This is a genomic window from Paraburkholderia sp. J69-1 (assembly GCF_905220255.1).
GTDB lineage: Bacteria > Pseudomonadota > Gammaproteobacteria > Burkholderiales > Burkholderiaceae > Paraburkholderia.
In genome coordinates this window covers 1-25,089 of the sequence record NZ_CAJMZG010000032.1, presented here as the reverse complement: position 1 = coordinate 25,089, position 25,089 = coordinate 1, and the positions used below count along the sequence as shown (strand labels likewise).

The 25,089-nt window shown below is 58.5% G+C and carries 26 protein-coding genes and 1 pseudogene; 10 read left to right on the top strand and 17 right to left on the bottom strand.

Annotated elements, in window-relative coordinates:
• Window positions 1-92 precede the first annotated feature (92 nt).
• Window positions 93-1,517, bottom strand: a complete 1,425-nt coding sequence (locus U5A67_RS37450; protein WP_321818353.1) for a cytochrome P450 — start codon at window positions 1,515-1,517, stop codon at window positions 93-95.
• A 198-nt stretch (window positions 1,518-1,715) separates the two neighbouring features.
• On the opposite strand from U5A67_RS37450, the gene U5A67_RS37445 reads away from it, so the two are divergent.
• The 3 genes from U5A67_RS37445 (at window position 1,716) to U5A67_RS37435 (ending at window position 3,028) form a co-directional block, all read left to right on the top strand.
• The gene (locus U5A67_RS37445; protein ID WP_321818352.1) at window positions 1,716-1,916 is read left to right on the top strand and encodes a hypothetical protein; all 201 of its coding nucleotides are present in this window, start codon (window positions 1,716-1,718) and stop codon (window positions 1,914-1,916) included.
• A gap of 93 nt (window positions 1,917-2,009) precedes the next feature.
• The gene (locus tag U5A67_RS37440) at window positions 2,010-2,537 is read left to right on the top strand and encodes a hypothetical protein (protein ID WP_321818351.1); all 528 of its coding nucleotides are present in this window, start codon (window positions 2,010-2,012) and stop codon (window positions 2,535-2,537) included.
• Window positions 2,538-2,539: 2 nt separating this feature from the next.
• Complete coding sequence (locus U5A67_RS37435; protein WP_321818350.1) at window positions 2,540-3,028, top strand: hypothetical protein; 489 nt, start codon at window positions 2,540-2,542, stop codon at window positions 3,026-3,028.
• A 144-nt stretch (window positions 3,029-3,172) separates the two neighbouring features.
• On the opposite strand, the gene U5A67_RS37430 is transcribed toward U5A67_RS37435, so the two are convergent.
• The 3 genes from U5A67_RS37430 to U5A67_RS37420 form a co-directional block, all read right to left on the bottom strand.
• Entirely contained in the window at window positions 3,173-4,198 is a 1,026-nt protein-coding gene (locus tag U5A67_RS37430) for an aromatic ring-hydroxylating dioxygenase subunit alpha (protein ID WP_321818349.1), read from the bottom strand.
• Window positions 4,199-4,341: 143 nt separating this feature from the next.
• Window positions 4,342-5,817 (bottom strand): GH3 family domain-containing protein, encoded by a 1,476-nt coding sequence (locus tag U5A67_RS37425; protein WP_321818379.1) that lies wholly within the window; start codon window positions 5,815-5,817, stop codon window positions 4,342-4,344.
• A 122-nt stretch (window positions 5,818-5,939) separates the two neighbouring features.
• Entirely contained in the window at window positions 5,940-6,881 is a 942-nt protein-coding gene (locus U5A67_RS37420; RefSeq protein WP_321818348.1) for a fatty acid desaturase family protein, read from the bottom strand.
• A gap of 125 nt (window positions 6,882-7,006) precedes the next feature.
• Here U5A67_RS37420 and U5A67_RS37415 point away from each other — a divergent pair, with 125 nt between their 5' ends.
• Entirely contained in the window at window positions 7,007-7,924 is a 918-nt protein-coding gene (locus U5A67_RS37415) for a hypothetical protein (RefSeq protein WP_321818347.1), read from the top strand.
• On the opposite strand, the gene U5A67_RS37410 is transcribed toward U5A67_RS37415, so the two are convergent.
• Together U5A67_RS37410 and U5A67_RS37405 are read right to left on the bottom strand one after the other, a co-directional pair.
• Entirely contained in the window at window positions 7,912-9,039 is a 1,128-nt protein-coding gene (locus tag U5A67_RS37410; RefSeq protein ID WP_321818346.1) for a hypothetical protein, read from the bottom strand. The two genes, U5A67_RS37415 and U5A67_RS37410, sit on opposite strands and share 13 nt — an antisense overlap.
• A 6-nt stretch (window positions 9,040-9,045) precedes the next feature.
• Entirely contained in the window at window positions 9,046-9,756 is a 711-nt protein-coding gene (locus tag U5A67_RS37405; protein ID WP_321959808.1) for a hypothetical protein, read from the bottom strand.
• 105 nt (window positions 9,757-9,861) lie between these two features.
• On the opposite strand from U5A67_RS37405, the gene U5A67_RS37400 reads away from it, so the two are divergent.
• Window positions 9,862-11,316, top strand: coding sequence for a fatty acid desaturase (locus tag U5A67_RS37400; RefSeq protein ID WP_321818344.1), 1,455 nt, complete (start codon window positions 9,862-9,864; stop codon window positions 11,314-11,316).
• An 80-nt stretch (window positions 11,317-11,396) separates the two neighbouring features.
• Here U5A67_RS37400 and U5A67_RS37395 read toward each other — a convergent pair whose 3' ends face one another.
• A complete protein-coding gene (locus U5A67_RS37395; RefSeq protein ID WP_321818343.1) occupies window positions 11,397-12,215 on the bottom strand; it encodes a pentapeptide repeat-containing protein in 819 nt (272 codons plus the stop codon).
• A 772-nt stretch (window positions 12,216-12,987) separates the two neighbouring features.
• On the opposite strand from U5A67_RS37395, the gene U5A67_RS37390 reads away from it, so the two are divergent.
• Both U5A67_RS37390 and U5A67_RS37385 read left to right on the top strand, forming a co-directional pair.
• Window positions 12,988-14,286: a tyrosine-type recombinase/integrase gene (locus tag U5A67_RS37390; protein WP_321818342.1), complete on the top strand. Its 1,299-nt coding sequence runs from the start codon at window positions 12,988-12,990 to the stop codon at window positions 14,284-14,286.
• A 160-nt stretch (window positions 14,287-14,446) separates the two neighbouring features.
• A complete protein-coding gene (locus U5A67_RS37385) occupies window positions 14,447-15,064 on the top strand; it encodes a hypothetical protein (RefSeq protein ID WP_321818341.1) in 618 nt (205 codons plus the stop codon).
• 547 nt (window positions 15,065-15,611) lie between these two features.
• Here U5A67_RS37385 and U5A67_RS37380 read toward each other — a convergent pair.
• The 9 genes and pseudogenes from U5A67_RS37380 to U5A67_RS40815 all read right to left on the bottom strand — a co-directional run.
• Window positions 15,612-16,073: a hypothetical protein gene (locus tag U5A67_RS37380; RefSeq protein WP_321818340.1), complete on the bottom strand. Its 462-nt coding sequence runs from the start codon at window positions 16,071-16,073 to the stop codon at window positions 15,612-15,614.
• A gap of 12 nt (window positions 16,074-16,085) precedes the next feature.
• Complete coding sequence (locus tag U5A67_RS37375; protein WP_321818339.1) at window positions 16,086-16,244, bottom strand: hypothetical protein; 159 nt, start codon at window positions 16,242-16,244, stop codon at window positions 16,086-16,088.
• Window positions 16,245-16,260: 16 nt separating this feature from the next.
• A complete protein-coding gene (locus U5A67_RS37370) occupies window positions 16,261-16,791 on the bottom strand; it encodes a hypothetical protein (protein WP_321818338.1) in 531 nt (176 codons plus the stop codon).
• A 72-nt stretch (window positions 16,792-16,863) separates the two neighbouring features.
• Window positions 16,864-17,184: a hypothetical protein gene (locus tag U5A67_RS37365; RefSeq protein ID WP_321818337.1), complete on the bottom strand. Its 321-nt coding sequence runs from the start codon at window positions 17,182-17,184 to the stop codon at window positions 16,864-16,866.
• 15 nt (window positions 17,185-17,199) lie between these two features.
• Complete coding sequence (locus U5A67_RS37360; RefSeq protein WP_321818336.1) at window positions 17,200-17,997, bottom strand: ankyrin repeat domain-containing protein; 798 nt, start codon at window positions 17,995-17,997, stop codon at window positions 17,200-17,202.
• Window positions 17,998-18,129: 132 nt separating this feature from the next.
• Entirely contained in the window at window positions 18,130-18,444 is a 315-nt protein-coding gene (locus tag U5A67_RS37355; protein ID WP_321959807.1) for a hypothetical protein, read from the bottom strand.
• 299 nt (window positions 18,445-18,743) lie between these two features.
• Complete coding sequence (locus U5A67_RS37350) at window positions 18,744-19,319, bottom strand: hypothetical protein (protein ID WP_321818334.1); 576 nt, start codon at window positions 19,317-19,319, stop codon at window positions 18,744-18,746.
• Entirely contained in the window at window positions 19,319-19,753 is a 435-nt protein-coding gene (locus tag U5A67_RS37345) for a DUF3592 domain-containing protein (protein ID WP_321818333.1), read from the bottom strand. Before U5A67_RS37345 ends, U5A67_RS37350 begins: the two co-directional genes overlap by 1 nt.
• Window positions 19,754-20,104: 351 nt before the next feature.
• A pseudogene (locus tag U5A67_RS40815) lies at window positions 20,105-20,374 on the bottom strand (DUF3592 domain-containing protein); the annotation flags it as partial.
• 887 nt (window positions 20,375-21,261) lie between these two features.
• On the opposite strand from U5A67_RS40815, the gene istA reads away from it, so the two are divergent.
• Together istA and istB are read left to right on the top strand one after the other, a co-directional pair.
• A complete protein-coding gene (gene istA, locus U5A67_RS37335; RefSeq protein ID WP_321818331.1) occupies window positions 21,262-22,761 on the top strand; it encodes an IS21 family transposase in 1,500 nt (499 codons plus the stop codon).
• Complete coding sequence (gene istB / locus U5A67_RS37330; protein WP_321818330.1) at window positions 22,758-23,579, top strand: IS21-like element helper ATPase IstB; 822 nt, start codon at window positions 22,758-22,760, stop codon at window positions 23,577-23,579. The genes istA and istB overlap by 4 nt, the downstream gene beginning before the upstream one ends.
• Before the next feature lie 283 nt (window positions 23,580-23,862).
• On the opposite strand, the gene U5A67_RS37325 is transcribed toward istB, so the two are convergent.
• Entirely contained in the window at window positions 23,863-24,141 is a 279-nt protein-coding gene (locus tag U5A67_RS37325) for a hypothetical protein (RefSeq protein WP_321818329.1), read from the bottom strand.
• Between the two features lie 699 nt (window positions 24,142-24,840).
• On the opposite strand from U5A67_RS37325, the gene U5A67_RS37320 reads away from it, so the two are divergent.
• A partial coding sequence (locus U5A67_RS37320; protein ID WP_321818328.1) for a transposase occupies window positions 24,841-25,089 on the top strand: 249 nt, incomplete at its 3' end.

Genomic DNA, 25,089 nt, shown 5'->3' with positions numbered 1-25,089 from the left:
TGAATACTGATCTGATTTGTCTTGCAATAAAGCGGCTCGCATTTGATCACGACGCCGGCAGCGACCGCGACAATCTCGGTATGGTTCTCGACCTACGCGACGGTGGCACTGACAGGTGAAACTCTCAGCAGCATGGGTTGATCCGGGCGCAGCGTCACGTTCAAAACCGCGTGCGGCGGCTCCGATCCGTGCGGGATGGACAACTCGAATCGCTGCAGCAACATCGCGGCGATGACGGTCATCTCGCTCATCGCTAGATGCTGTCCCAGGCAGACGCGTGGGCCTGCTCCAAACGGGATATAGGCTCCACGTGGCACTTCCGGCGCACCGGAAGCGAAGCGCTCGGGTTTAAACGATTCAGGATCGGAAAACCAACGCGAATCACGATGCAACACGTTCGCGGGAATGACAAATAGCGTGCGTGCGGGGAATGTCCAGCCGCCCAGCTGAATGGCACGCCTGGCCCGGCGGCTGAACAGCACGGGCACCACAGGATAGAGCCGCAAGGTTTCCTTGATCGTCTGAACCACGTAATCCAGGGCCGGCAGCGTTTCGACGCTCGGCGCAGCGCCTCGCAGCACACGCTGCACTTCATCGCGCGCAAGGCGTTGTGCAGCTGGGTTCGACGCCATACACCACGCCCACCAGACCAGTGTCGCGGCCGTAGTCTCATGTCCGGCGAGGAAACTGGTCATGCACTCGTCGCGCACGTCTTGGAGCGACAAAGTCGGCGCGTCGTCGCGTGGTTGCAGAAGGCGAGTGAGCAGGTCGTCTGGCCAGGCGGCACGAGCCAGACCAAGGCGGTCCTGCAAGTGCCGCTCGATGAGCGCTTTCAAACTTCCTAGCGCGCGGCGCTTGTTGTGTTTCCAGGGCATCCAGTCGGGCAGGACGACCGGAGAAAAAAACTCGGCGTTGGTCGCCATACTTATCACGCGGATCGCATGCTCGGCCACGTGCACGTCATCGCCGATACTGCCTGAAAAGACCATCTTCAGAATTACATCCATGGTCAGCGTCGTAAGCGCGCGCTCTACGTGCCAGTCGCAGGCATTTGCAGGCCACTGCGAAAACGCTTGCGACACGGCATCCACGATTGACGGCGTAAGGCGCTGAATGGCTTTGGGGGAGAAATCAGGTAGCAACGCGTGGCGACGGGCGCGCCATGTTTCACCCTCGGTAGTCAGCACGCTTTGCCCATGCACTGCGGAAAATATGCGGATGCCACGCTCCCAGCGAATCAGCGCATCGTGATGGGTGACGAGCAACTCTCGTGCGAGCGTCGGTTCCGCAACCACGATTTCATGTTCGGGCCAGAGGCGCAGATGCACAAGGTCGCCATACTGCTCTTTCCATGCAGACAGTGCACCTGGCAAATCGCGCGACATCGCACCAAGCAGGCGCCAACCAGTGATCCCGCCTCGCGGGCCGGGCGGCCATGTACCCGCGGGGCGCGTCGTAGAAGTCCCGGACCGCGAGGTCCGATTGAATGGGCATCGATTCGTTGGGGGAGAATCCATGGTGTCACCAGATCGGGCGATGATTGATTGTCATACGAAATGGTAGCGTCAGAATCGTCTCTCCGTTGCTGCCACGGCTTTAGACTCAGACGGCATAAGCGGTCGCATCAGCCTGCCTGAACGGCGCAAACAAGAACCATCGGCTATGCTGTTATCAGAGCACGCTGCGCAATCATGCCGCGGTTAGAAGGAGAACCCATGCAATCGCCCAAGATCCTGTTATTGACCGCCCTGCTACTCCCCGTAATCGGTCACGCGCAAACCTCACAAACGTATTATTTTGGCGAAGGCCAGAGCACGCCACAGTCACACCACGCCAGGAAGGCCGCTCGCAAGCAGCCGCATCACCACAATAACGCGCAACGCTCGCAGCATCAGAGCCAGAATTCGCATTCGTGATACCGTCACAGGACATTCCGGGACGTGCCGTGGGACTACCGCGCCCGATGATCCGCGAGTCGCGATAGAGCACGGCTAGTCGCTGGAAAACCAGTGACCACTCATACCGTGGCGCGAAATTCTCACTGCAGATCACCCGTTCGAAAAATCCCGCGACAGTATATTGACTACACTTATCAACCGCAATTCGTTGGCTCAATGATGCGATGGACAGGAAAAAAACTGACGATGGCCAGCGTGTTGCTGGCGGGCGCTGTATCAGCCCATACAGCAGAAAATAAGCCCGCTGATTTGACGGATCACGTATCGCCCAATGGCTTGCACGGCTGGATCGAGCGCCATTCATTCGCAGACGGACAGAGCTACCCAACCACACTCGTTATTGCACGTGGCACCCGCCGCATCCGTCAAATTGAGGGCGCTCCGTTTGTGTGGGGATGGATATTCTGGCAGCACGGAAATCTGGTGGCTTACAAAACCGGATCCCTTCACTTCAACATGTCATGCGTTTTGTTCGATATCTCTAGCGGCCGACAACTGGCAAGCCTCGATTGCTACCACGACGTCGACGACTCCGCGCCGGCGTGGGAAAAGTCCCTGCTGAACGAGAACGGCCGCTGATCTTGTTTATCAAATTGCTCTGCTTTTTGCTCCTGCTTCCCGTCATTGCAACCGCCTATGGCGCAGTGACTTCCTGCGACGAAGCTTATCGGATTGAAAGGCGCACGCAAGGCCGCCCCGTGCTCGTCTCTCTGACCGGAAGCGCCACGTTACGGAATATCAAGCACGAGGTGACAGGTGGAAACTTCAGCGCCGATAATAAATACGTCGTTCTTTATGGGCCGCCGCTAAAGGCCGATCGTCGATCACCACAGGCAACGCTCCTGACGCTCTACGAGATAAATCGTCGAACCCGGTTCCTGGGGACAGCATCGTATGGATCGGGCATCTACTCGGCCAGATTCAGTGAGGACGCGAAGTATGTCGAGGTCGATACGGCTTACGGAATCGACATTATTGATACCAGAACAATGCAACATCAATTTCATGATCCAAGCTACGAGCCAGATTTCCCCCTTCACGACTCCGCCAAAAGTGGCGCATCGCAATAATGATGCAACGTTATGTATCGGCGACCGTTCTCCACGACCGTCTGTTAAACAACGCTCGCAGCATAGCTCGCGGCCTTCATCGCTAATTGAACGAAAGTTGAGCTGATTTGATTCACCGAAGCGGATGTTTGCCGCGCTGCACCGCTACATTTCGAAACGCACGGTCTTCTCGCCAATCTGCGCGGCATCCAGCGGCTCGCCACGCCGGACCGTATCGATCAGGCGATCGATCGCCACATGCACAATATCGGCGCGCACGTTATGCGGCCGAAATCCCGGCGCATTGTCCAAACCTTCCCGATGCGCACGCATGATGCGCACATCCTGCTGGATCACAAGGTGGGTATAGAGATGCAATAGCGGGCGCAGCGCACGCAGAATCGCTCGCGGCAGCCTGAAACGATACGCGATGTAGGTGTATACGCGCGAGCGCCGCGCATCGAGCGGCGTGATCTGGCTAACGATCAAAAAACCCGAGCGCTCGCCCCAACGATATTCGCAACGCGTCACGTTGGGCGCGATGAACCGATCGGTGTGCTCAAGCGGCACGCCATCGGGATTCGTGAGCCAATCGAGACAAAAACCGATGCGGTCGCCACCGTCATGATAGGTGACGTCAACGCTATTCGGCGTCGTCACGACGCTCGCCTCCATCGGCTCGCCCCGGCCGCTGCGAAAAATGCCGTCGTGCACGAAGACGGTGTGCGGCACGTCCATGAAATTCTGCGCCAACATGGCGATATCGCCGTCGAATGTGTTCACCATGTAATACGATTGCCACGGCTTGACGTCGCGCATCGGCATACGAAATACCGGGCACGCCGACTCGTCCCCATTGCCCATATAAACCCACACTAGACCGTCGAGCGACTGTACCGGCAATGCACGTTGCCGGAATGGATATCGATTTTGCTTCGATGCGGGCTCTACGCCGTCGATGCTCGGCACGCATACAACCTGCCCTTCGACATCGTACTGCCAGCCGTGATAAGGGCAAACGAGCCGGTCGTTCTGTACCTTGCCTGCCGAAAGCCGGGTGCCCCGATGCACACATTGGTCGATCAGCGCGCAAATGCCCCCATCGCGCTGGCGGAACAACACGACTCCCACATCCAGAACCCTGACGCCCAGCGGTTTGTCGTGCGGCAGCTCTTCTGTGGTGCACGCCACATACCATTGTTCGCGCAAGCCATCGAACTGCGCCGTAGCCAGCGCATCGGCTGTCGTACATGTATGTGCGCACGACGCCCCGCGATCGACTCCGATTGAATCAGTTTCCCGCATGCCTTCCCCGTACCTTGTGGCTCATCGCGTCATTCACCGTCCATCGACAACAGTGTTTGAGCCAGCGACTGTCGACTGACCAGTACGCTCGCCTTGACGTCACCCGCGCGCAATCCAGTGCTTTCCGCGGCAAGCTGCAATCGTTCGCCTAAGGCGGATGGCGCCGTGCCCACAAACCCCACGCGCAGCGCGCCCAGTTGACCGAGCCGACGCGCATGCCCGTAGTGAAAGACGCGCTGCAATGCCGACTCAACTTCCCTGCCCAACGCATGGGCTTCGTTCTCTTGCGTACCGGCCAGCAGCAAGACGTAGTGCGGCACGTCGGCCAGCCAGTCCGGCACAATGCATGCACTCACACCCCGCGCGAACAGGGGTTGCAGCGCTTCGTTCACGATCGCTTCGTCGAGCTTCTCGCCGACCAGGTCGGAGCAGGACGCCGTGCGGCCAATAAACGAGACTCGCGGCGTGCGCCCACTTTTTCCCGTCACTCGCACACGGTCGCCCAGCGCATAGCGATAGAGACCGCCGCCGGTCGTCATCACCACCTGTGCCTCGTCACCCGTCGAAAGTCCCGAAACATCACAAACGCGACCATCATCGCGCAAAAACTCAAGATAGTGGCTGCCGATCGCCAAAGCACAGCCCGGTTCCGTACCGTAGGGGATACTCACGACTCCCTCCGTTGCAAACAGCCCTTTCGCCAGCAACTGCACGCCAGGAAAACGCTCGCGCAGCGCTTGCGCATAGACCCGGCTCGGGCCGTCGAGCCAGCAACTCACCGCGGTGAGGCGCGGCCATAAGCCACCGCAATGCCCGGCCTCCACGGCACGCCGCAACGCCACGGCACGCGCGGTAGGTAACTCGGCTTCCAGCGCCGCAAGTTCATATGCGCTCTGCGCATTTGCGGGCGAGAATAGCGGCCGCAACAAGGTTGCGAGGAAAGTCGGGCTCCAGACGCTGAGCAGCGTTAGCGTTTCGTCCGCAACAAGTGAGCGCAGCGTTTCATATCGCCATCGACTCGCACCGCCGCTGAAATCGCCGCTGAACGACGGTACGATCAACGTGGACGCCAGCGCCTGCGCGCTGCAGCCGCCGAGATATTCAAGATCGCTCGCAGAACCGATACGCACGCCATTCGCGGCGATACTGCCCAGCTGCAACGATGGCGACATCGACCAATAAGCACGTCCCTGCGCGATACCGGGGTAGACACGAATCATGTCCGCGAGCCAGACGATCATCGCCTTCTGCAATTCATGCAGGAACGATGGCGTATACGGGATCAGCTTTTGACGCGCCGTACTACCGCTGGTGCGCTCGAAGAACTGCGGCGGCTGGCTGGTCAGCACGGCTTGAACTTCGTTCGAGGCGCGCTCGAGCCATGGGAGAAAATCGGCGGCCGACTGTACCGGCACGCGCTCGCGATACTGCTCCGGCGTACGGATGCTGGAAAAACCGTGGCGCCGCCCAAAATCCGAGTCGCGATTCGCCTCGAGCAAGGTCATCAAGCGTTCTGTCTGCGTCGCCGCTGGCGCCTCGATCTGTTGCATCCAGCGCTCGACATCGGGCCGCGAAGCTTGTTCGAATGCCCGCCAGGTGACAACGGGATCAACCGTGCTTGCAGTCATCAGAAGTAGGTCTTATCCAGTGTGGAGAGGTCGTCCGGCAACCGGCGCGGCGGCGCGAAGACGGTGAGCCAGCCGTACCAGAGCGGTCGCGTCTCACGCGGATCTGATGCCGCGTGCATGTCCTGCCAGCGCATGGCAGGCTGTCTGTGATGCGTGAGGTTGTAGTTGAAGTTGAGGAAAAGCCAGCGCACGACCGAAGGCGCACGCATGTTGTAGGTTCCTTCGACGACATCCAGTGGCGTACGCATGTGATAGACCCACTGCAGCGACGACCACGAAAAAGCAAACGCACCGTAGGAGATCAACACGACTTTCGGCGACCACCCCAGCAGGCAGGCCGCAGTCAGCCAGATGACGACGGCAGCGAAGATCTCATAGCGTACGCGCCGAAAGTCCGCCGCCGTGAACTCAGCGAACGCCACTGCATAGGTGCTGTCGCCGATGCGCTTCGTGATCCACAGAATAGTACGCATGGGCAGGAGCGCGAGCACGATGCCACCCACCGAAGCACCCAGCCAGATCCCGCCCAGTATCCCCAGGTAGTACTCGATGTATTTGCGTGCGAGCGATTCGCCTGGCGCTGCAAAATCGACGCGTTCCGCACGCGTGCGATTGCGTACATGATGGCCGAGATGATTCACATGAACCAGTGTGGCCGAAGCGCCGAACATCGTAGAAGCCCACGCCATCATCATATAATTGGCCCCTGCATGCCGATGCGCAAAGCCGTGAAAACTCTCATGCATCATAGAAAAAACGCCTTGCATGACGAGGCAGAATGGCACGAGCACAAGCCATTTCAACGGGCCCAACTGTGTATGGGAAAGCCAGGTGAGCGTGCCGGCCCAAGCAACGCTTTGCAGGCAAAGAACAAGCAGATTGGCGCGATCGTAACGTCGCGTTTCTATTGCTATAGCAGACGCTGCACGCGAAGAATTCATGGCTCGCATGGGCCTCATAGTGGCGTTGGAATGCACGGGAGGATACAACACATGCGCATCGCTCCGGGATTTTGTATGCCTACGCGCCAGGTGGTTTTGCACGCATATATGACGAGTCTTTGCTGATGAAGCACGCCCCGTGGACACCTGATGGTTTCGATGACTGGCAACGGCACTATCCCGCTACCCGTTTCGCCCGTCAGGCTGGATCGCTTGACTGGACCGGGGAATTCCTCGATTGCTGGCGCCAACGGCATGCCAGACTGCCCCGCAGCACGACGATCGTGCTCATTGCCGGGCTCTACTCTGAATACCTGCCTGGCTGCCATCGCGATGCGCACCGTACGCTGGCGGCCGCCGGCTATCGTGTCCTCACCGTGCCCGTGCGCTCCGCACGTGGCGTGATCGCTCAGGGCAAGCACATTGCTGCCTGGTTGAGTCAGACGCTAGCGCCTCACGAAAGCTTCGTCGCGCTCACACACAGCAAAGGCGGTCTCGATACGATCGCCGCGCTCGCCGACACCCCTGCCTTGATGGCGTGCTGTGACGGCGTCGTTCTGGTTCAACCTCCAATCGGCCCGTCGACCTTCATCGACGAAGTCTTCAACGCCCCTGGCCATTCAGCGCGCAGGTCGTTGCGCAAACGCGTTGCACGCGCAATGCTGGCTTCGCGCTGGATGGCAGACGGCACGCGCGACATCAGCAGCCGACGCGATCCACGTGTTGCCACGCTGTTACAGAACATTCCTGAGTCGATCCATGTCGTGCACGCGGTCAGTTGGTCGATCGAAGCGTCTACACGATTCGATTCGCATCACGCGAAGCTCAATGCAAACCGGCCAGATTGCGCACACGATGGACAGTTCTATCTCGAACATCAGATTCTGCCCGGCAAGCCTCAGGTCTGCCTGCCACGGCTCGATCACGGACAGCCTGTGCTTGGCGGCCTCAATTTCGACGCGGGCCGGTTCTGGCTAGCACTCGCGGATCTACTGCACGTCACCCGATCCGGCCACAGCCCGCACCAGATTCAAACCAGATAAATCTCGAAGCCTGGCAACCGGCCCTTCAACTCCAGGTCGATAGTGCGGGAATCGGCCACTCCCCGTGCATCCGTGGGCAGGGTGTAGAGGTCCATTGGCGTGCGGGTATAACGAAACCCTTGCATGGCAGCCCACAGCGGATCGTTGTCGTAGAGGCACAGCTGCATCAGCGCATGGGTCGAACGCACGCGCGACCATGCAGCGTCGAGAAGCGCGCTGAACACCGCCGGATTGCGGTTGCGTACCTGTAAATGAGTCAGATATTGATCGCTCAGCGGTTCTCCCGGCGCGGCAACAGGCGGGCGACGCAGCACCGAGGCCAGCGCGTTGACGCCGATGCGTAACGCCTGCAACGAAGGCGGCAGACGCTCGATCACAATGCGTTTGATGCGCCCCGCATCCCACGGCGCTACACAACCCACCAGCGCGCCGCGCGTGTCGATCGCAAGCAGAAACGACGACAGTCCAAAATCCGGCCACGCCGTCAAGCGCCGTTCAAATTCCTGTTCGGAAAACACGCAGCCCAATGCCTGCTCGCGCGACATGGCGTCGAGAAACTCGCGTAACGCATCGGCATGTTGAGGCCGCGCTTCGACGATGCGAATGCCGTCTGGTGCCGCCTGTCCGCGGGAAAATCCCCGGCGCGCATAGATCGACACATTGTCGTAACCATGCCAATGCCCAAAGCGAAGTCGATCAGGACGCCGCGAGCGCGCGAGCGATTGCACGGCGATCGCATTGTCGCGAATCATGCAGCAGAAGGCATGTTCGACACCCTGCTCGCGCCGCAGCGCTTCAAGACGATTGCGCACCACGCCGGTCCATTCGCGTGACAAACGACGGTCAGGCACGAGACGCAGATCGCCGAGATACGCGATCCTTCGCACACGACCGCCGATATACCCATTGCGCACAACAAGACTGGCAACACCCTTGATCTCTTCGAGCCCGCCCTCAGCAATCCAGATTTCATGCTGATCGCTGTGACAGCGATGCAATGCAAAATAATCGGGTGTGCGATCGAAGCGCAAGGGCAGCTTTCCGCGCATCGCATGCTGTGCGTGAAAGGCAAGGATGCGCTCGTTATCGGAGGGGGAGGCCTTGCGGATCAGCATGACGAGTCAGAACGCATCAAAAAGACGCCGCGCGAGTGGCCGCAGATTGGACGCCTTGAGTTCGCACAGGCACACAAGTTCGTCGCCACGTGCGTATTGCGGGTTGCGTTTCAGGAAAAAATCCACCTCCGGCAACTGGCGATGTGCAGCGGGAATTTCGGCAAGCGCAGGTGCGAGACGCCCCATCGGTTCCTCAAACTTGAGCAGGCCCGTCGACGGGTCATAGGCGCCGCCGTAGCGCTGCGTCGCGAGATGATCCATCAAGGCGCGAGTTCCCTCGGCCTCGGCGACACCAGCTCGCGGCGCGTAATCGCGCGCGAAGGCGCGCAGATAACGATAAGTCCGGTGTCCCTTGACGATGAGGAACCAGAAGAGCGGCAAATCGGGCGCTTCACGCCACATCTGCCCTGCGTGGCGAATCCATTCGAATGCCAGTTGCTGCGAGCCCCAGTGCGCCGGATCGATAATCGTGTCGCCCGAAAAAATGACGCGTATATCGGTTTCCTGCCAGCGCGTCGCGTAGCGCTTGAGCGTCGTGAACCCGTGAATCGCGCCATCTACGCCACGCAGTACGATGCAATGCGTTTTATCGTCGAGATCCACGCGAAAACGTGCGTACGTGGTGTCGCGATACGACGCCGCATAGAGCGCATACATGCGCTCTATCTCAGACGGAAGCAAAGTCGAAAGTTCAGCAGCGCTGGCGCGCAGTTCCATCGATACCACTCCTGCAGGACGAAACAAGACAACTTGCTATGATAGCCGGTCATTCGTGCCTTTCCAGCCATGACACACGACTTCCGAAGGTCCGGCGCTAATGCCTTGCCAATCAACCGCCCGTGGGCGCTTCTCGTCGCCTATCTGGTCGTGACAGGCATGCTATACGGATTCGTTACGCATTTCCCGCTCGGCCAGATCCAGACGATTGAGCCCGGCTGGGCCGATCGTCGCATCTCTGTGATTCCCGCCACCGTACCGCTCTATCTGAGTTATCTGCTGATCATGCCGGTGCTCGTGGGTGTCGGGCGCGAACAAGACTGGCTACTACCCGCATTCTTCGCCGGTTCGGTTGCGGCAATCGGCTGCCTGGTCTGCCATCTTTTCCATCCTACGATGATCGCGCGGCCCAACGCGCACGATGCATGGCTTGACTGGCTACAGCGTGCCGATTCACCGCTGGCCGCCTCCCCCAGCGGACATATCGCGTTGCCGATGGCGATCGCCGCGACGCTCGCCGGCCTGCGTCGCCGCGTGGCCGGATTGTTCGCGGTGTGGACCGCCTTGCTGGCCATCACAGTCCTCACCACGGGCCAACATTATCTCGCGGACGTCGCAGCCGGCGCGGTCGTGGGGCTCGCCGCTGCGTTCGCCACGCTTGCATGCGTGCGATTCGACGTAAATCTGCGCACGATGGGCGCATTGCTGATCGAATGGGTCTGCCTGCTATTTGCAATACGCATCGCCATCGCCGTCAACGCATGGTACGTCTATATGGCCGCCATGCTCGTTGTCGCGAGCCGCCAGCACGCGCTCTTCATCCTCTACCACGACGCGACGCACTACAACCTCACTCGCCGGCGCGCCCTCAACGATTTCCTGATCAATACGGCGATTGGCGTACCGGGGCTTGTGCCGATCGAATTTTATCGTCCGCTGCATCTCGATCATCATCGCAACGTCGGTACGCCAGACGATCCTGAGCGACGCTTTCTGTATGTCGGCCAACCATGGCAGTTTCGACCACTGAGAGCGTTTGCACTCGCGCGTCAAATACTCGGGGATCTATTTGTGCTGAACATGGTGCGCAACATGGCCGCCTATCGCCGATCCGGCGCAAAGCCGCTTCGACTGTCCAGCCCATTTCATGCCGCCGCGTTCGTATGGTCTGGCATTGTCGCCGTGCTCGTGATCCTCTGTTCCGCGCCCACGCTCGCGATCATCGCGGCTCTCTGGTTTGGGCCTTTGCTGACAATTTCGGCGATGATCCAGAAGATCCGCAGCATGGCCGAGCATAGCGGCGGCCCGCAAGTAACGGAAGGCTGGGATGACTGGACCTATTCTTGGCGTGTGGGCTGGGTCGGTCGCCTAATCCTTTGGCCGTATCACATCAATCTGCATCAGCAACATCATCGTAGCCCTGCTATTCCGTGGCATGCGTTACCGTCGACGCTAGGCGCAGATACAACTCAACTACCGGCGCGCGATCTTTTACGTTTGCTGTGGTCGCGAGGAAATCGCCAAAGCGAGGATCACCTCTGGATCGAACCGGACAGATAACGCCCGCGGCGACACGCCAGTCAGTCGTCGGGTTACGAAGGTCTGCGAGCCTTTCCAGTCATCGTCCTTGTTCACCACTTTCATGTGGCAGCTATGCACCATTCGATATCTTCCATCCCCAACGCCGTGCTGCGTTCAATCGCGCGTCGTGCCGCCGGGGTATCGTCGAATCGGGTGCGGTCCATCAACGTACCGTCTGGCGCGCTCCAGAACGTACCGGCGCGAAAATCCACGCCGTCCAGATTCGCGCCGCGAAAGTCGACGCCGCTCAGATCGCAATCGTCGAACGACGTCCCAACGAGGCGCGCCTCGTTGAGCAGCGACTGAGAAAAATTACAGTCGACGAAACGCGCTGCCGAGAAATTGCCGCGACGCGCATCGTTAGATTCAAACTTCCCGTTCGCGAACTGCATGCCGGAAAAATCGCAGTGCTTTACGTTCGAATTGCTCAGGGTTCCCCCCTGCATCACGACTGTCGAGAAGTTCGATTTTTCAATCTGCGCATGTTCGATATAGGCTCGCTCAAACGTCGCCCCACGAAAGTCGATGGCCTCGCCGAAAACGATGATCATCTGCGTCAGGCGCAACGTGCATTCGCGAAACGACGCGCCATTCATGATCGACCACTGGAACTGTGCGCCGTCAAACCTGCTGTGATCGAATACGGCAAAATCGAACAAGCTGTCGCCCAAATCGAGGTTCTTCAAATCCTGTGCAAGCAGTTGCACGCCCCGCAGGTCATTTGCCAGCCGTTTGCCGGCCGGATGATCGATGACGTCGCATAGATCCATCCAATCGGCCTGTGGCACGATTTGTTCAAGCGAGTGCTGTATAGCCCTGTATTTGCCTTCGCACCAGCGCTCGCGCAATGCCTGCAACTCGACATCGTTGATCTGCATACCCATCCCCAATCACTTTTTTCGGATCACCTTTCCAGCCGGGCTGGCCTCAAACCCCGGCCCATTCTGACCGCTTCGTACACCTGCTCAGGATTGGTCCTGCCTGGAATCGCAATTTGCTCCCGGGCATTCTAGTTAGGACGCGTCTCTACTCTGGCTTCTGCTCCTGCATTTGCTCCGGGCTCTGTTCCTGCTTGCGCTTCTTCGATTGCAGGCGCCCTCACGCCGCCATGACAAGCGCAAACAACGGCAGTACGCGCACGATCCTGATCGCCGGCTAGTTCGATTTGCAGCGTCACTGCACTTGGCCGGCTCATCCAGATCGCATTGAGATCCGCAGCCTCCTGAACCAATCCACCGTACCGCCCATGGTGGTGTTCTCGTATGTCCAGCCGAGCTTGTGTGTGTCGGCATTCCAACGCGGTTCGCGTAGCCAGATGGTAGAGGCCATTGGCTGTCGGCGGAATGTCGAACTGCAGGACAAGCAACCGATAGAGCTGTCGGTGGCTAAGGCTTGTTGTTGAACGACGAAATCAGGCAATTCAAAAGAGGGCCCCTTGCCTCGCAACCGGAAGCGACCTGGCGAGGAGTACGTGATGCATCAGTTCCAACCAAGAACTCTCAGACCATCAATAGTCAATAATTCAACGTAATACGTAACAAAAATAACTATTTGATTTTCATAATTCACATTATGCCCATTATGGGAAGTTGACAGAGAATTGGGGTCTGGCACAATGAACCTACCTCCAGATGAACCCGGAACGCCCCCGTGACGACCCCGCAACTGCCGGCGCGGCTATCAGCCGCCATCCAGACTCGTGCCGCAACACCCGGTGGCCTCGGCTACAACCAGGCCGAGCCGGCGCGCTGCCAGATCCGCGCCGAGACCGATCTCGACGCCATCGCGCTGTGGCTCGCGAATTACCAGGACAGCCCGGCGACTTACGCGAGTTACCGCAAGGAAGCCGACCGGCTGCTGCTCTGGGCGCTCGCCGACGCTCTCGACGGTCCGGCCACGATCCGTCAGGACGACCTGCGTGCGTTCCGCGCCTTCCTGGCCGACCCGCAGCACACCGATCCCATCTGGAGTGTCATCGCGCAGTTGCGGCCCGTCGCCTCGCTCACGCACGAGGACCTCACACGGTACCGGGCGTTTCTCGCCGACCCGCAGCCTGCGGCTACCTGGATTACCGAAGGCAGCGCCCGCTATGCAACCAGCGACGCCCGCTGGCGGCCGTTCGCAGCCCGGCTCGAGCCAGCGAGCGTCAAGCAGGCCATGGTCATCCTCGACAGCCTGTTCGGCTGGCTCGTCGACGCGGGCTGGCTGCGCGCAAATCCACTGAGCCTGCTGCGCCAGCGCCGGCGACGGCCGTCGCAGCGCGTCACACGTTATCTGCCTGCCGTCATGTGGCAGCACGTCAAGGACTATGTCGCTGCCATGCCCGAGGACGGGCCACTGCAGCAGCGCGACAAAGCGCGTGCAAGGTGGCTGATCACCCTCTTCTATCTGATGGGCATGCGCCTGTCGGAAGTCGCCGCCGGCACAATGGGCCATTTCATCCGGGATCTGGCCGCCGACGGCGCCCGACGCTGGTGGCTCGAGGTCACGGGCAAGGGCCTGAAATACCGCCGCATTCCGGTGTCGGATGAACTGCTGGGCGAACTCATGCGCTACCGTCGGGCACATGGCTGCGAGCCATTGCCTGCGCGCGGGGAGCTCACGCCCCTGCTGCTGCCATACCGGCGCCGCCAGGGCAATCTCGCTGGCGAAGGCGTCGACCGCAAGACCGTGCACAACGCCATCAAGGCAATCTTCATGAAGGCAGCGGACTGGACCGAGGCTCTGGGCGGCGAGCACATCGAACACGCCGCCCACATCCGAGAGGCGTCAGCACACTGGCTGCGCCACACTGCGGCGTCGCACATGCTCGACAGCCAGATCGATCTTCGGACCGTTCGCGACAATCTCGGTCACGAGTCGATCAACACCACGAGCCGGTATGCGCACGAGGAAGATGATCAGCGCCACGACGAGACGACCCAGGGTCACCGCATGAACTGGCGTTGAACGGCATACTCGCCAGGGTACAATCGGATGAGCCGTTAGATCGGCAATACCAACTGAACTTACTACGCATCGTTTGACAGCCCCGTTTCGCGAGGATTGCTTCCGAAACGAGTCTGCGCCTCCTTTATGTTGGCCGCACCGCGGCAAGGAGAAACGATGCATGAATAGAAACAGTTCAGTCCCAGCCACCTTGGTGCCTGAAGACGCTAGGATCCGCTTCGCGCAACTTCGTCGTGACGTTGCAACAGTGGCCTCGGAAACGCTGACGATCGAACTCGGATTTGCCGTATCCATTGCGGAAATTTCGGACGCTGCCGCGGCCGAAGCCAGTTGTTGGTACTACGAGGATGATCGTTCAGAGCACGTGCCCGGCTGGAGCTGGACAGACCAGGTGAGACGCTACCGCCGACGGCCGCGTCGGGTTGATGCAGCCTTTTATATCAACTCGGATATCGGCACTCGTTTATGGGGCCTGATTCTAGGGCGCATTAGCAACAGCCGGGTCGTGGCTTCAATACATTTCATCGAACGTGATCCCGGTCAGGCGACCGGCCGGGCATTCGTGGATGCTACCAGCCGCTACATGCAGTTCCTTGCTGCGGCGGCCCGATGCCCGATCTACTCGATCAATCGACCACACCCCGAACTCGTCGAATATTATCGCGACAAGGGATACAAGCGAGAATTGACTAGAGGGTCGCGCCTTATCCGTCTCGAACAGGATTTGCCGCACGACATGCTACACGCCGCAGGACTTGACGCAAGTGGTCAAACGTGATAATTCTGTTTAAAATCAAGGAGAAGGCCATGCAAGCCAAGCTAACTAAGCGAAAGCGCCTGGCGTTGCCACCGACGGAAACATCGGAGCAGCTTCGGGCTCGCCTGCGCCACTTTGCTATGCTCACGCGCGCAGAGGCGACGCGATCGTCTGACGTACCGTTCCCGGAACACGTGACGGTCCTCGCCGGACCGTTGCGCCGTCGTACTCATGCAAGGTAACCAAAGCCGCTCGCCGGCCCTGTTTATTGTGTCCGGCTAGTATGCAACATATGAAGCCCCGTTTTCACGGGGCTTTTTTACGCCCTATTTTGTGTCGCGGCAACACTGTATCAACGATGAGTTTGCCGGACCAGCTCGTCTATCCAGGATATGCTGCACGCGCGTGATAGCCACGTAAAGCAACCGGATTTCGTCGTCATCGGGCCTTGGCGAGCGCAACTACAGCGCTTACGACCTCAACTCTCAATTTAATTTTCCACCAATGGTGTTCCCGAACTTGATCGGGTCAGACGGAACCCTTACTAGTCGCCACCAAACCGCCTCTCTCACTCTTCCGCGAAACCACTCAAGTCGATTGGCTTGGGATTGATCTGAGCATCCACTGCACGCTTTATTGTTCCTGGCTTTCGACGAAGCGCATAGGCCCGCATTACTGAAATCGGCGCAAACTCAAGCCCTTCGATAGGTGTATGTTCAACAATAACTGGGGTATTGAAGTTAACATTTTTATCGTCATCAAGAGGTAGCGTCCATTTTCCACCGCAGTTCTCCCTGACAATCTCTCCGAGAAAGCGCGCAAATGTGACGACAAGTCCCGACACGTAGTCCCTATCCTTCCCATTGGAAAGAATGTCGAATAATTTTTCTAACTTCGACAGATCATCCAATTCAACGCTTAGTCTAATTCCTTGACGTTTCGCTTCATCAGACAACCAATCCAGTTGATCGTCCATTTCTGCCAAGAAATCGTCAAATGTTTCTTCAGCAGCTTTTCTATCGAATTTCATATCAAGTTCCACTTAAGGAATTTTAGGACCAATGTGCGCATCCACACCTGCTTTTTCCAGAGCATCAAGATACGGCTTCGACGCGCCTTGTTCAAGAATTTGTTCGACTTGCCAACCTTGGTTGACCAACTCACCACCCTTCTGAATCGCGATGATATTTTCTTTTGTCAAGCTTACCGGTCCTGTTTTAAGCCTGTCCGGCGTACATTTCATCTGCCTTCAAAATGTCAATCTGACGATTCGTGAGTGGGGTCTTCAGAGTGCCTTCGGAGGCGTCCATGGCGTCGCGGTATGCAGATTCACGCGCAGCACCAAATTGGTAGTTGCGCATATTCGTGTCGTATTGCTTGCTCCACGCCTCGTAGTCCTTCTTGCCACCCCTTGCCTTGTATTTTTCCCACCTGGACGCTTTGTGCTCGAGAGACCCGGGCTTTAGCTTCGCGGGCTTGACCACCTTGGCCCCATCTTTTACGTCGGCCACTTTGCCTGCATTCGCTGAGACATCCGCAGTCTTCGTTCCCTCGACGATTGCTCCTTCAGTCTCAATGGCTTTCCCAGTAGCTACGGCTGTCTTACTCAGCTCTGCGCCTTCTGCAGCACCCGCCTTGCCCAAGGCTGCGACACCTCTAATCCCACCCTTTACTAAGCCCGCCCCTCCAGCAGCAAGCGATACGGCCGTCGCGATCTTGTCCCCGCCAGCCTGTGCGGCATTGCTCATCTTGAATTTAGGCAACTCGATCGAGTTCGCGCTCGCTCTAACTTCTTGCGCGCCTTGCGAGAGTTCAGCAGCCTATTGTGCCTGGCCGAAAGCACCTTGCATCGCTGCCGCTTGCTCCATCTCTCCGGCGCTTTGCAGCGTTGCGCCCTTCATCAGCATTTCGCCAATATCCGAGGGTATATTGGCGATCCCTTTGACGGCACCCTTCGTCGCCTCCCACGGATGATCTACCGCCTCATTCAATTCGTGCTTGGTGTTGCTCCACCATTTGGACAGCCCTCCTTCCTCCTCTGGAGTTTCGGCCTTTACAGGCGGGTTCGCTGACGACGCAGGGGCACCCAATCTGGCCGTTTGCCCGTAAAGCCTGCCGACTGTGTTCCCTTGATCACTCACGATGTGCTCCGCAGCTTATCTTTGACGCATCTGCTCTCGGACTTTTGCTGGCGGATCAGCCGGAAACCGGACACCTTTCGCCATCATCAACGCACGAAGCTGTTCGAACTTTTGCAGTTGCTTATGCCCTTCTGCTGTTGCCCCGGGCGCAGGCTGCGTCTGTTTTGTCGCGACAGGCTGATCATTCTTGTCCATCGAAAGATCGGTGACCGATGTGCCAGCGGCTTCGGGATTCAGCCGCGAAATCGTCTGCTGGACTGCCCAGGCCGTGCTGGAACCGTTGTTCATGTGTCCGTTGGCATCGGCGCCGTGCTCGAGCAGATAGATCGCTATGTCTGGCTGCATCGTATCCACGGCTTCATCTAGCGCCGATCCGCCAATTCCGTCTCGCGCATTGACGCTCGCGTGGTGAGCAACCAGAAGCTTCACCGCGTCAAAAGCATGATCGCTCTTCATCGCCAGCTGAAGCAGGTTGGTACCATCGGCTTCCTGGCAGTCCGGCGACAAACCACCATCCAGCATTGCGCCCAACAACTGTAGATCCTTGTCCATCAACGCGAACTGCAGCGGCGTACCGAGATTCTCAACCGCCTGATGATCGACCCGGGAACCTGCACGTACAAGCCTCTGGATCGCCTGATAGTCTTTTTTCTGGATCGCATACCACATCAGCGTCATGTGCTCACGACCTGGCGTGTCTGGATCAAGTCCCTTCAAGGCCGTCGACAGCCGCTCGGCATCATGTTTATCGATAGCTTCGGCCGCCTCGACATATCGTCCAGAAAAGAATTTGTTTGCTGCGTTCGCGTTCATATCGCATCCAGTCATTGCGAGCGACACAAGAGTCGTCACGACTAAAATTGATCTAAAGAGACATCTGGTTGTGCGCGCACCGACACAACCTGCGCTGGGTGTTCGAATCATGGTCACATGTGCCAGTTGGCATCAACCCGGGATCAACACGTTGAGGATCGTTGCCTGATCCTGCTTTTTCTGTTCCTCGATTCCGTCGATCATCTGGTTCATTCCGTGACGACCGACGGGATTCCAGCCTGTTCCCGAAACGACATGCGGTGTACCAACCGCCTGCGGCATCTGACTCTTGAGGAAGCGGCTTTCCTGAAGACCCGTCAGGACTTCTCCGTCGACACGACGAAAGTGCGATGCGTAACATTTCACTGAGCCTGTTTGCACGGGTAATTGACCAGTTTTTTTTCGCCCTACGCTCCAGCGAACAGTTATGTACAGGTGATTTTCCACTCCGCACCCACGGGCAAGATCATGCTGACCTGCGCTCCGCAGTCGGGGACGCACTCACTGGTCTAGTCAGCGCAGGCAAGCGCACGTAACAAACGAAGCATTCCTAAACACTTTCGTCGGGCGAAATGCACATTGAGCAATAGCGTCGACAGCGATGACAATGATCAATGGCGCCGCCAGCTCCTGCGCAGGATGCCTCGACTTGTGAAGCGCTCGGGCAACTCGTGAGCAACGTGTTCCCGCGCAACGATAGCGAGTGATCGTCTGAAATATCGACTTCGCTTATTGCACAAGCCCGATCAGAATCCCGGCCCCGCACCCGCTCCCAGTTGCTGCTTTCCTGGCGTCATCGCACCGGATTGCAGGCCGGTTTTGAATCCTCTCATCACTAGAACTGCTGGAGCCTGACTGATCGCGAGCTTGAAAAACGGCAACTGCGGCATTGAAATACCCATCATCATCAAGGCAGAGTTCATCCCCAACAACATAACCGTCGCACTGTATCCGTCTGCTACAACACCGACTCCCGCATCAATATAGATAGTTCCACCAACAAAATCGGATCGCTTCAACTCTGAGCCATGAAATGCGCTGGTCATATAGACAGATCCAGAACTGGTGTAGTCGAGCGTCGAACCAGTGCCTGCAACCTCACGGGGAAGGTGGAGAAATTTCGGAAGCCCGATATCAAAAATCTTCAAAAAGCCGACGACACTCCTCCCCGATCCAATGCCTGTGCCTGCATAAGAAAATTCCTGATCCTGCTCGGCAGGGTCAGTCAGGAAAAACTTCCCCCCGGACGCAAGCAATGCACCAACACCAATCCCACCTGTCGAGCCTGTGTCGTAACCCCATTTGCTTGGTCTCAATGTCATCACCGACTGTTCTCCTTGAACCGGTCACGGCGAAGCTTCAACAAACAGACTGTCCCATAGATTGCAAACCCGATACTGAGGATGCCCCAACCGATCGAACTCTCCCACATCGCGCCAACCCTATCCAGTCTTGCACTTGACTTGGGATCTTCCGGAAGATAGCGGACCTGAACTTCATCCCCGACACCCATATCAAAATCGAATCCGTTTTGGGTATAGGACACTTGCTCCCCTGCTTTCGTAATGAAAGTGATTTTTGGGTGATTCGGCCCATGGGGAAGATCCACCACCCGGCCTGAAACAAGAGTAGACGACCGGAGAAAGTCAAGCGTGTCAGACGTCGCGCTGACCGCCGAAAACAGGAACACCACCGCTGCCAGAAATGCAATGAGAGCTCCAAATATGCTCCGTGTTTTTTCAAAATTTTCCGCCACTATGCCCTCGCTCCAGATTCAAACTGTGCCGGCGTCAGGATATCTGGACGCATCAAATACGCCTGCCCACGTTGCATTATTTAACATTGTGAGCGGGAGAAAATTGAGCGCCTTAATCGAGGAAGGATACATCCTCGCACCGACTCCAAGTCCAATACTCGCATCGGGTGAAGTCGGCGAGCACATCAAAAATTGCGATTGTTTACATGGGTGAAAGACCAGTTTTTGTGCCCTACGCTCCAGCAAACATCTCCGTACATGTGAATTCCAGCCCAAACAAACGGGCAATATTTTGCTGTCCCGAATACGCCAAAATAGAATCGACACTGCCCGCCCGCACCCAGATACGGTTAAGTTCAGCGATGCAAACAAGCTGAAACCGGCACCCAAAATCAACGCCATCAGCGGCCAGTTCCACACTGCCCCAAAGCGATCTATCGTAGGGGCCCGCGATGGTTCCTCCGGCCGATACAACACCGTGACCTTGTCACCGACCTTCGCTCCATAAATCATTCCGCCTTGCGCGTACGAGATACGATCGCCTGCTTTCGTGACAAATTCAATCTGGGGATGACTGCCACCCGCATTCAAACTGACAACCTCTCCAGGTGCGGGGACCGCACACCACCAGACTGGGCGAGATTCTAGAGCAAACACGCTAGCATACTCTGCCACGTGGCCATTTAATTGGAACGGTCAATTTCATTTGACATCTGAAGTTTCCGCTGTTGAATTCAGACTGCTTCGTGTCGATGCTGGCGACGTGTCCTCTCGGTAGTCGTGATGCTAATGAAGAAACAGCGTGCACACCAGTGCCCACTGCGAATCGTGTTCGGCGTTGCAAGCCACCGATGGCCTTTTGTGCACTCCCATTCCAGGCGCGATGGACTATTTACGTACGTCGTTGAGATGGACTTCCCGCCTCGCTCTCTCGCCAGGCTCTTCATGAGGTCGATTCCCAGCTTCGCAGTCTCATGGCTACAGACCGGGCACCAGTGTCCACGGGCAATCGCGGCCGGTATCGCCCACCAGCGATGGCCCTGCCTGCACTCCCATTCCAGCCTGGTTGCCGCATTCCGATAAACTTCAGAGAGGCACAGCCCCCCTGAACGGTTTCCAATTGGCGCATGCGATCTATTCCGAAGCGCTTTGCCTCGTGCCGGCACTCCAGACACCACGCGCCCCTGAAGATTCTCGCGCCACGCATTTCCCATTCGTGGCCGGCATTGCAACGGAAACGGTAGCGGCCCTTGCTGCCTTCGTATGTCAGGGAGAGACAGACGCCACCGTGACTTTCAGCACATGCGCGCAGCCGTCCCAGCCCATCCTTGTGGCGATACGCATGAACCTAGAGAACGACAATTACCTTGGCCGGTCCTTTGACATTTACCTTGGCCGGTGGTGAGGAGTCGGAGGCGGCGTAGCCGCCGAAGACGACGAGCTACCGGCGGCGCCGGAGTAGCGGGGTTTTACGATGGCTGATCGCGTCCAACAAGAAGCGAACAGCCATGCCCGGAACCTACGTGACGGACCAGCAGGTCCGACTCTTTATGAGCAAGCGCAAACATCACACTCAGGAAGTCGCCGCGGCCATGGCGGGTATGAGCGTTCGCACGGCCCGGCGCATCGAGCATGACGGGCGTCTGCCGTCGCAGAAGCCGCCGCGCACGTGGCGCACTCGAACTGACCCTTTCGCCGATGTTTGGGAGAGCGAGGTCGTGCCGTTGTTACGCCACGCTCCTCGGCTGAAGGCCATCACGCTGCTGTGCAAGCTGCAGGAAGCGCATCCCGGCCTCTTCCCTGACAGCATACGACGCACGCTCGAGCGGCGCGTCAGTCAATGGCGAGCCCTGGAGGGCCCCGGCAAGGAGATATTCTTCCCGCAGCAACACTTGCCGGGGGTGCAGGGGTTGTCGGACTTCACCGACATGCGGGATCTGCGCGTGACGATCGCCGGCGCGCCCCTGGACCACCGGCTCTATCACTTCGTGCTCGCGTTCTCGCACTGGGAATACGCTTATGTCGTCGAAGGCGGCGAGAGCTTCGAGGCCCTCTCCACGGGCTTGCAGAACGCGCTGTGGCAGGCTGGCGGCTGCCCTCACGAGCACCGCACCGACAGCCTATCGGCAGCGTTCAAGAATCTGCAGACAGAAGAGGACTTCACGGCTCGCTATGACGCGCTGCTGGTTCATTACGGCATGGCCGGCACACGCAACAACGTTGGCGTGGCCCACGAGAACGGCAGCGTGGAATCCTCGCACCGTCATCTGAAGGAGGCGGTCGATCAAGCGCTGATGCTGCGTGGCCATCGCGACTTCGATGATCGGGCCGCCTATGAAGCGTTTGTTCGCGAGGTCGTCATGCGACGTAACCGCCGCAACGCGGCCGCGTTCAACGCCGAGCGCGAACATTTGCAGGATCTGCCGGCGCATCGCACGACCGACTTCATCGAAGAGGAAGCACGCGTGACACGCTGCGGCACCTTCACCGTGCGCGGCATTCTCTACAGCGCGCCGTCACGCCTGATCAGCCACCGTCTGAAGGTTCGCGTCTACGCAGATCATCTCGACTGCTATCTGTCCGGCGCGCTCGTGCATAGCACCGCGCGAGGCTCGCATGCCGCCAATAGCCGCCGCCGCAAGCTCGACTATCGGCACTTCATCGAGGCGCTCAAGCGCAAGCCCCAGGCGTTCAAAGGGCTGGCGTTTCGCGACGACTTGTTCCCGCGCGAGGCGTACCGCCGGACATGGGAGCGGCTCGAGGCGCAGCTCACTCAGCGCGAAGCCTGCAAGGCCATGGTTGGGCTGCTTGAGCTGGCGGCCAATCATGGCGTCGAGGCGGTCCTTGCCGAGCGGCTCGACGCGTTGTTCACCGCAGGCGAGTTGCCCGATCTGAAGCAACTGCAGCAGGAATTTGCGCCGCGCCAGGCGCAGTGTCCGCACGTGGCGGTCGACATGCCGGCAGCGGCCCTTTACGACACGCTGATCGGCGAGGAGGTATCGGTATGAACGCGCCTGCAACCTACGACGCCGCCCGTATGGGGCTGATGCTCACCGAGCTGCGCTTGCCGACGATCGCGCGGCTATGGCCTGAGTTCACGCAGCGCTCCGACAAGGAAGGCTGGCAGGCTACGCGCCTGCTCGGCGCGCTGCTCGAGCATGAACTGGCCGAACGCGCGAAACGACGCATCGAGCGGCACCGTGTCGAATCGCATCTGGATCCGAGCAAGACACTCGAGACGTTCGACTTCGGCTTGGTGCCGATGGTCTCCAAGGCGCATGTAATGGCGCTTGCCAGCGGCGACTCGTGGCTCGAGAAAAGCGCCACGATCCTGCTGTTCGGGCCACCAGGTGCCGGCAAGAGCCATTTGGGCTGTGGCATCGGCCATGCGTTGATCGACGCCGGATACCGTGTGCTGTTCACACGCACCGGCGAAATCGTGCAGAAGCTGCAGGCGGCCCGCCAGAGCCTGCAATGGCCATCGATGCTTGCCAAGCTCGATCACTTCGACTTGATCATCCTCGATGACCTGTCATACGTGCGCAAGGATCAAGCGGAAACCAGCGTGCTATTCGAACTCATTGCCGAACGCTATGAGCGGCGCAGTCTGCTGATCACGGCCAATCAGCCGTTCTCCGGCTGGAGCGACGTGTTCCCCGATCCGTCGATGACGGTGGCTGCCATCGATCGCCTGGTCCATCACTCGACGATCTTCGAGCTGAACGTAGAAAGCTACCGACGCCGCAGCGCCGACGACAACAAGCGCGCGCGGCGGCGTCAATTACCCCAACCCGAACCGGAAGGAACGACAACTATGGCGAGCTGAACAGCGACAACTAACCCCGCCGACCGGCCAAGATAGTTGTCGTTCGGGCGGCCATCGTAATTGACAATCTACATGAACCTTCCTCTGGTCTGCACAAACCCCGCACCATGCGCCACGCATAACATCCGAACCAATCGTCTCCCACTCATGCCCCTCAGCACACCGGAAGCGATAACATTCCGTTAGCTTCGTATAGCCTATCGACAGACACTTTCCACCATGGAGGCGGGCTACCTCGCGCAAACGCTCCATTCCGTCCGGCCTGGACATGCGTTTTGAATGCTCAGCGCGCGCGCAGCTCACGCCCGAACGGCGTGCGCGAGAACGCCAGGGCATCGGCCCAGTTCTCGAACAGGGAAAATGCCGCGGGCTTGAATGCGCGCTGCCCGGCGAGTAGAAGATCCGCGCCATCGGCGAAAGCGGCAATTTCCAGCGGGCTCATGCGAATGGCCGGCCGGTGGCCAGCTTCGAGCCCCGCTGCGAGTTGCCAGATCGCCGTCACATTCTTTCGGCACAGAACCGTGTCGACCGGCGGCGCGAGCGAAGAATCCTCGACCAGCATTGAGCCGATGGCATCCTTCCCGCGAAGCGGCACCGACTCGCCCAAGCAGTCGGCTCGCCAGCGCCGCGTTGGTCGCGCCGAAACGGATTGATTCGGTGAGCGCGCATTCAGGGGCCGTAATCTGCGACATCGCGTTGAAGGCACCCCGCCACTCATAGATCTGCTGATACGGGTCACCCACAATTTCAAAGCCATTTTGAGATGTCCAGCGGGCATTACCGTGCAGCTATTACACACAACAAACAATGTCCAGGCTATTTTCAGATGTCCGCTTCGGGGCCACGTTCAAATGTCCGCTTTTTCAGGGTTTAGGGCATGTTTTGATGGATTAAAACTTACGCAGTGTCGAAGACCGGCCCATGAGCAGGCAGGGTATTTGAGTCCGTTCCTTTGGCTTGCGCTGACCGGCGATCTCGCCCAACAGACTTACGACGCACGATTGAAAAGATAAGTTCGTGATTCCAGCCGATACATTAGTAGTACACACCAACAGGGGAATCTCGACACAAGCAGCCTATTGGCGGCACGCGAGCTCTTCGACAACTGACAGCTATCGAGCTGTGCGCCTGGACGCGCGAACACGACTTCAATAACCAAGCGGCATCGCGACCACTCTAAAGAGACGGTGTAGTGGTCTAATTGTCTAATGAATTCGGTCGCTGATTTAAGGCGAGAATGGTCGCCATGAAGAGGTGTCTGATGAACAAGCAACGACGTACGTTTTCGCCGGAGTTCAAACAACAAGCCGCATGTCTGGCGCTCGACCAGGGTTATAGCCATATGGAAGCAAGCCGCTCGGTCGGCGTAAGCGAGGCGGTGCTGCGCCGCTGGGTGCCGCAACTTCAGATGGAACGCCAGCGCGTCACGCCGCAGAGCAAGGCAATCACGCCGGTTGACATCCTCCCCGCCCTCGACCTTCGGTCGCCGCCAGCAGGCGGAAAGGACGGT

Excerpts from the sequence above, each read along its gene's own strand:
- U5A67_RS37450 (WP_321818353.1), bottom strand. The coding sequence starts at position 1,517 with ATGGATTCTCCCCCAACGAATCGATGCCCATTCAATCGGACCTCGCGG.
- U5A67_RS37445 (WP_321818352.1), top strand. The coding sequence starts at position 1,716 with ATGCAATCGCCCAAGATCCTGTTATTGACCGCCCTGCTACTCCCCGTA.
- U5A67_RS37425 (WP_321818379.1), bottom strand. The coding sequence starts at position 5,817 with ATGACCTTGCTCGAGGCGAATCGCGACTCGGATTTTGGGCGGCGCCAC.
- U5A67_RS37420 (WP_321818348.1), bottom strand. The coding sequence starts at position 6,881 with ATGAATTCTTCGCGTGCAGCGTCTGCTATAGCAATAGAAACGCGACGT.
- U5A67_RS37415 (WP_321818347.1), top strand. The coding sequence starts at position 7,007 with ATGAAGCACGCCCCGTGGACACCTGATGGTTTCGATGACTGGCAACGG.
- U5A67_RS37410 (WP_321818346.1), bottom strand. The coding sequence starts at position 9,039 with ATGCTGATCCGCAAGGCCTCCCCCTCCGATAACGAGCGCATCCTTGCC.
- U5A67_RS37405 (WP_321959808.1), bottom strand. The coding sequence starts at position 9,756 with ATGGAACTGCGCGCCAGCGCTGCTGAACTTTCGACTTTGCTTCCGTCT.
- U5A67_RS37395 (WP_321818343.1), bottom strand. The coding sequence starts at position 12,215 with ATGCAGATCAACGATGTCGAGTTGCAGGCATTGCGCGAGCGCTGGTGC.
- U5A67_RS37385 (WP_321818341.1), top strand. The coding sequence starts at position 14,447 with ATGAATAGAAACAGTTCAGTCCCAGCCACCTTGGTGCCTGAAGACGCT.
- U5A67_RS37380 (WP_321818340.1), bottom strand. The coding sequence starts at position 16,073 with ATGAAATTCGATAGAAAAGCTGCTGAAGAAACATTTGACGATTTCTTG.
- U5A67_RS37370 (WP_321818338.1), bottom strand. The coding sequence starts at position 16,791 with ATGAGCAATGCCGCACAGGCTGGCGGGGACAAGATCGCGACGGCCGTA.
- U5A67_RS37360 (WP_321818336.1), bottom strand. The coding sequence starts at position 17,997 with ATGAACGCGAACGCAGCAAACAAATTCTTTTCTGGACGATATGTCGAG.
- U5A67_RS37350 (WP_321818334.1), bottom strand. The coding sequence starts at position 19,319 with ATGACATTGAGACCAAGCAAATGGGGTTACGACACAGGCTCGACAGGT.
- istA (WP_321818331.1), top strand. The coding sequence starts at position 21,262 with ATGCCCGGAACCTACGTGACGGACCAGCAGGTCCGACTCTTTATGAGC.
- istB (WP_321818330.1), top strand. The coding sequence starts at position 22,758 with ATGAACGCGCCTGCAACCTACGACGCCGCCCGTATGGGGCTGATGCTC.
- U5A67_RS37325 (WP_321818329.1), bottom strand. The coding sequence starts at position 24,141 with ATGCTGGTCGAGGATTCTTCGCTCGCGCCGCCGGTCGACACGGTTCTG.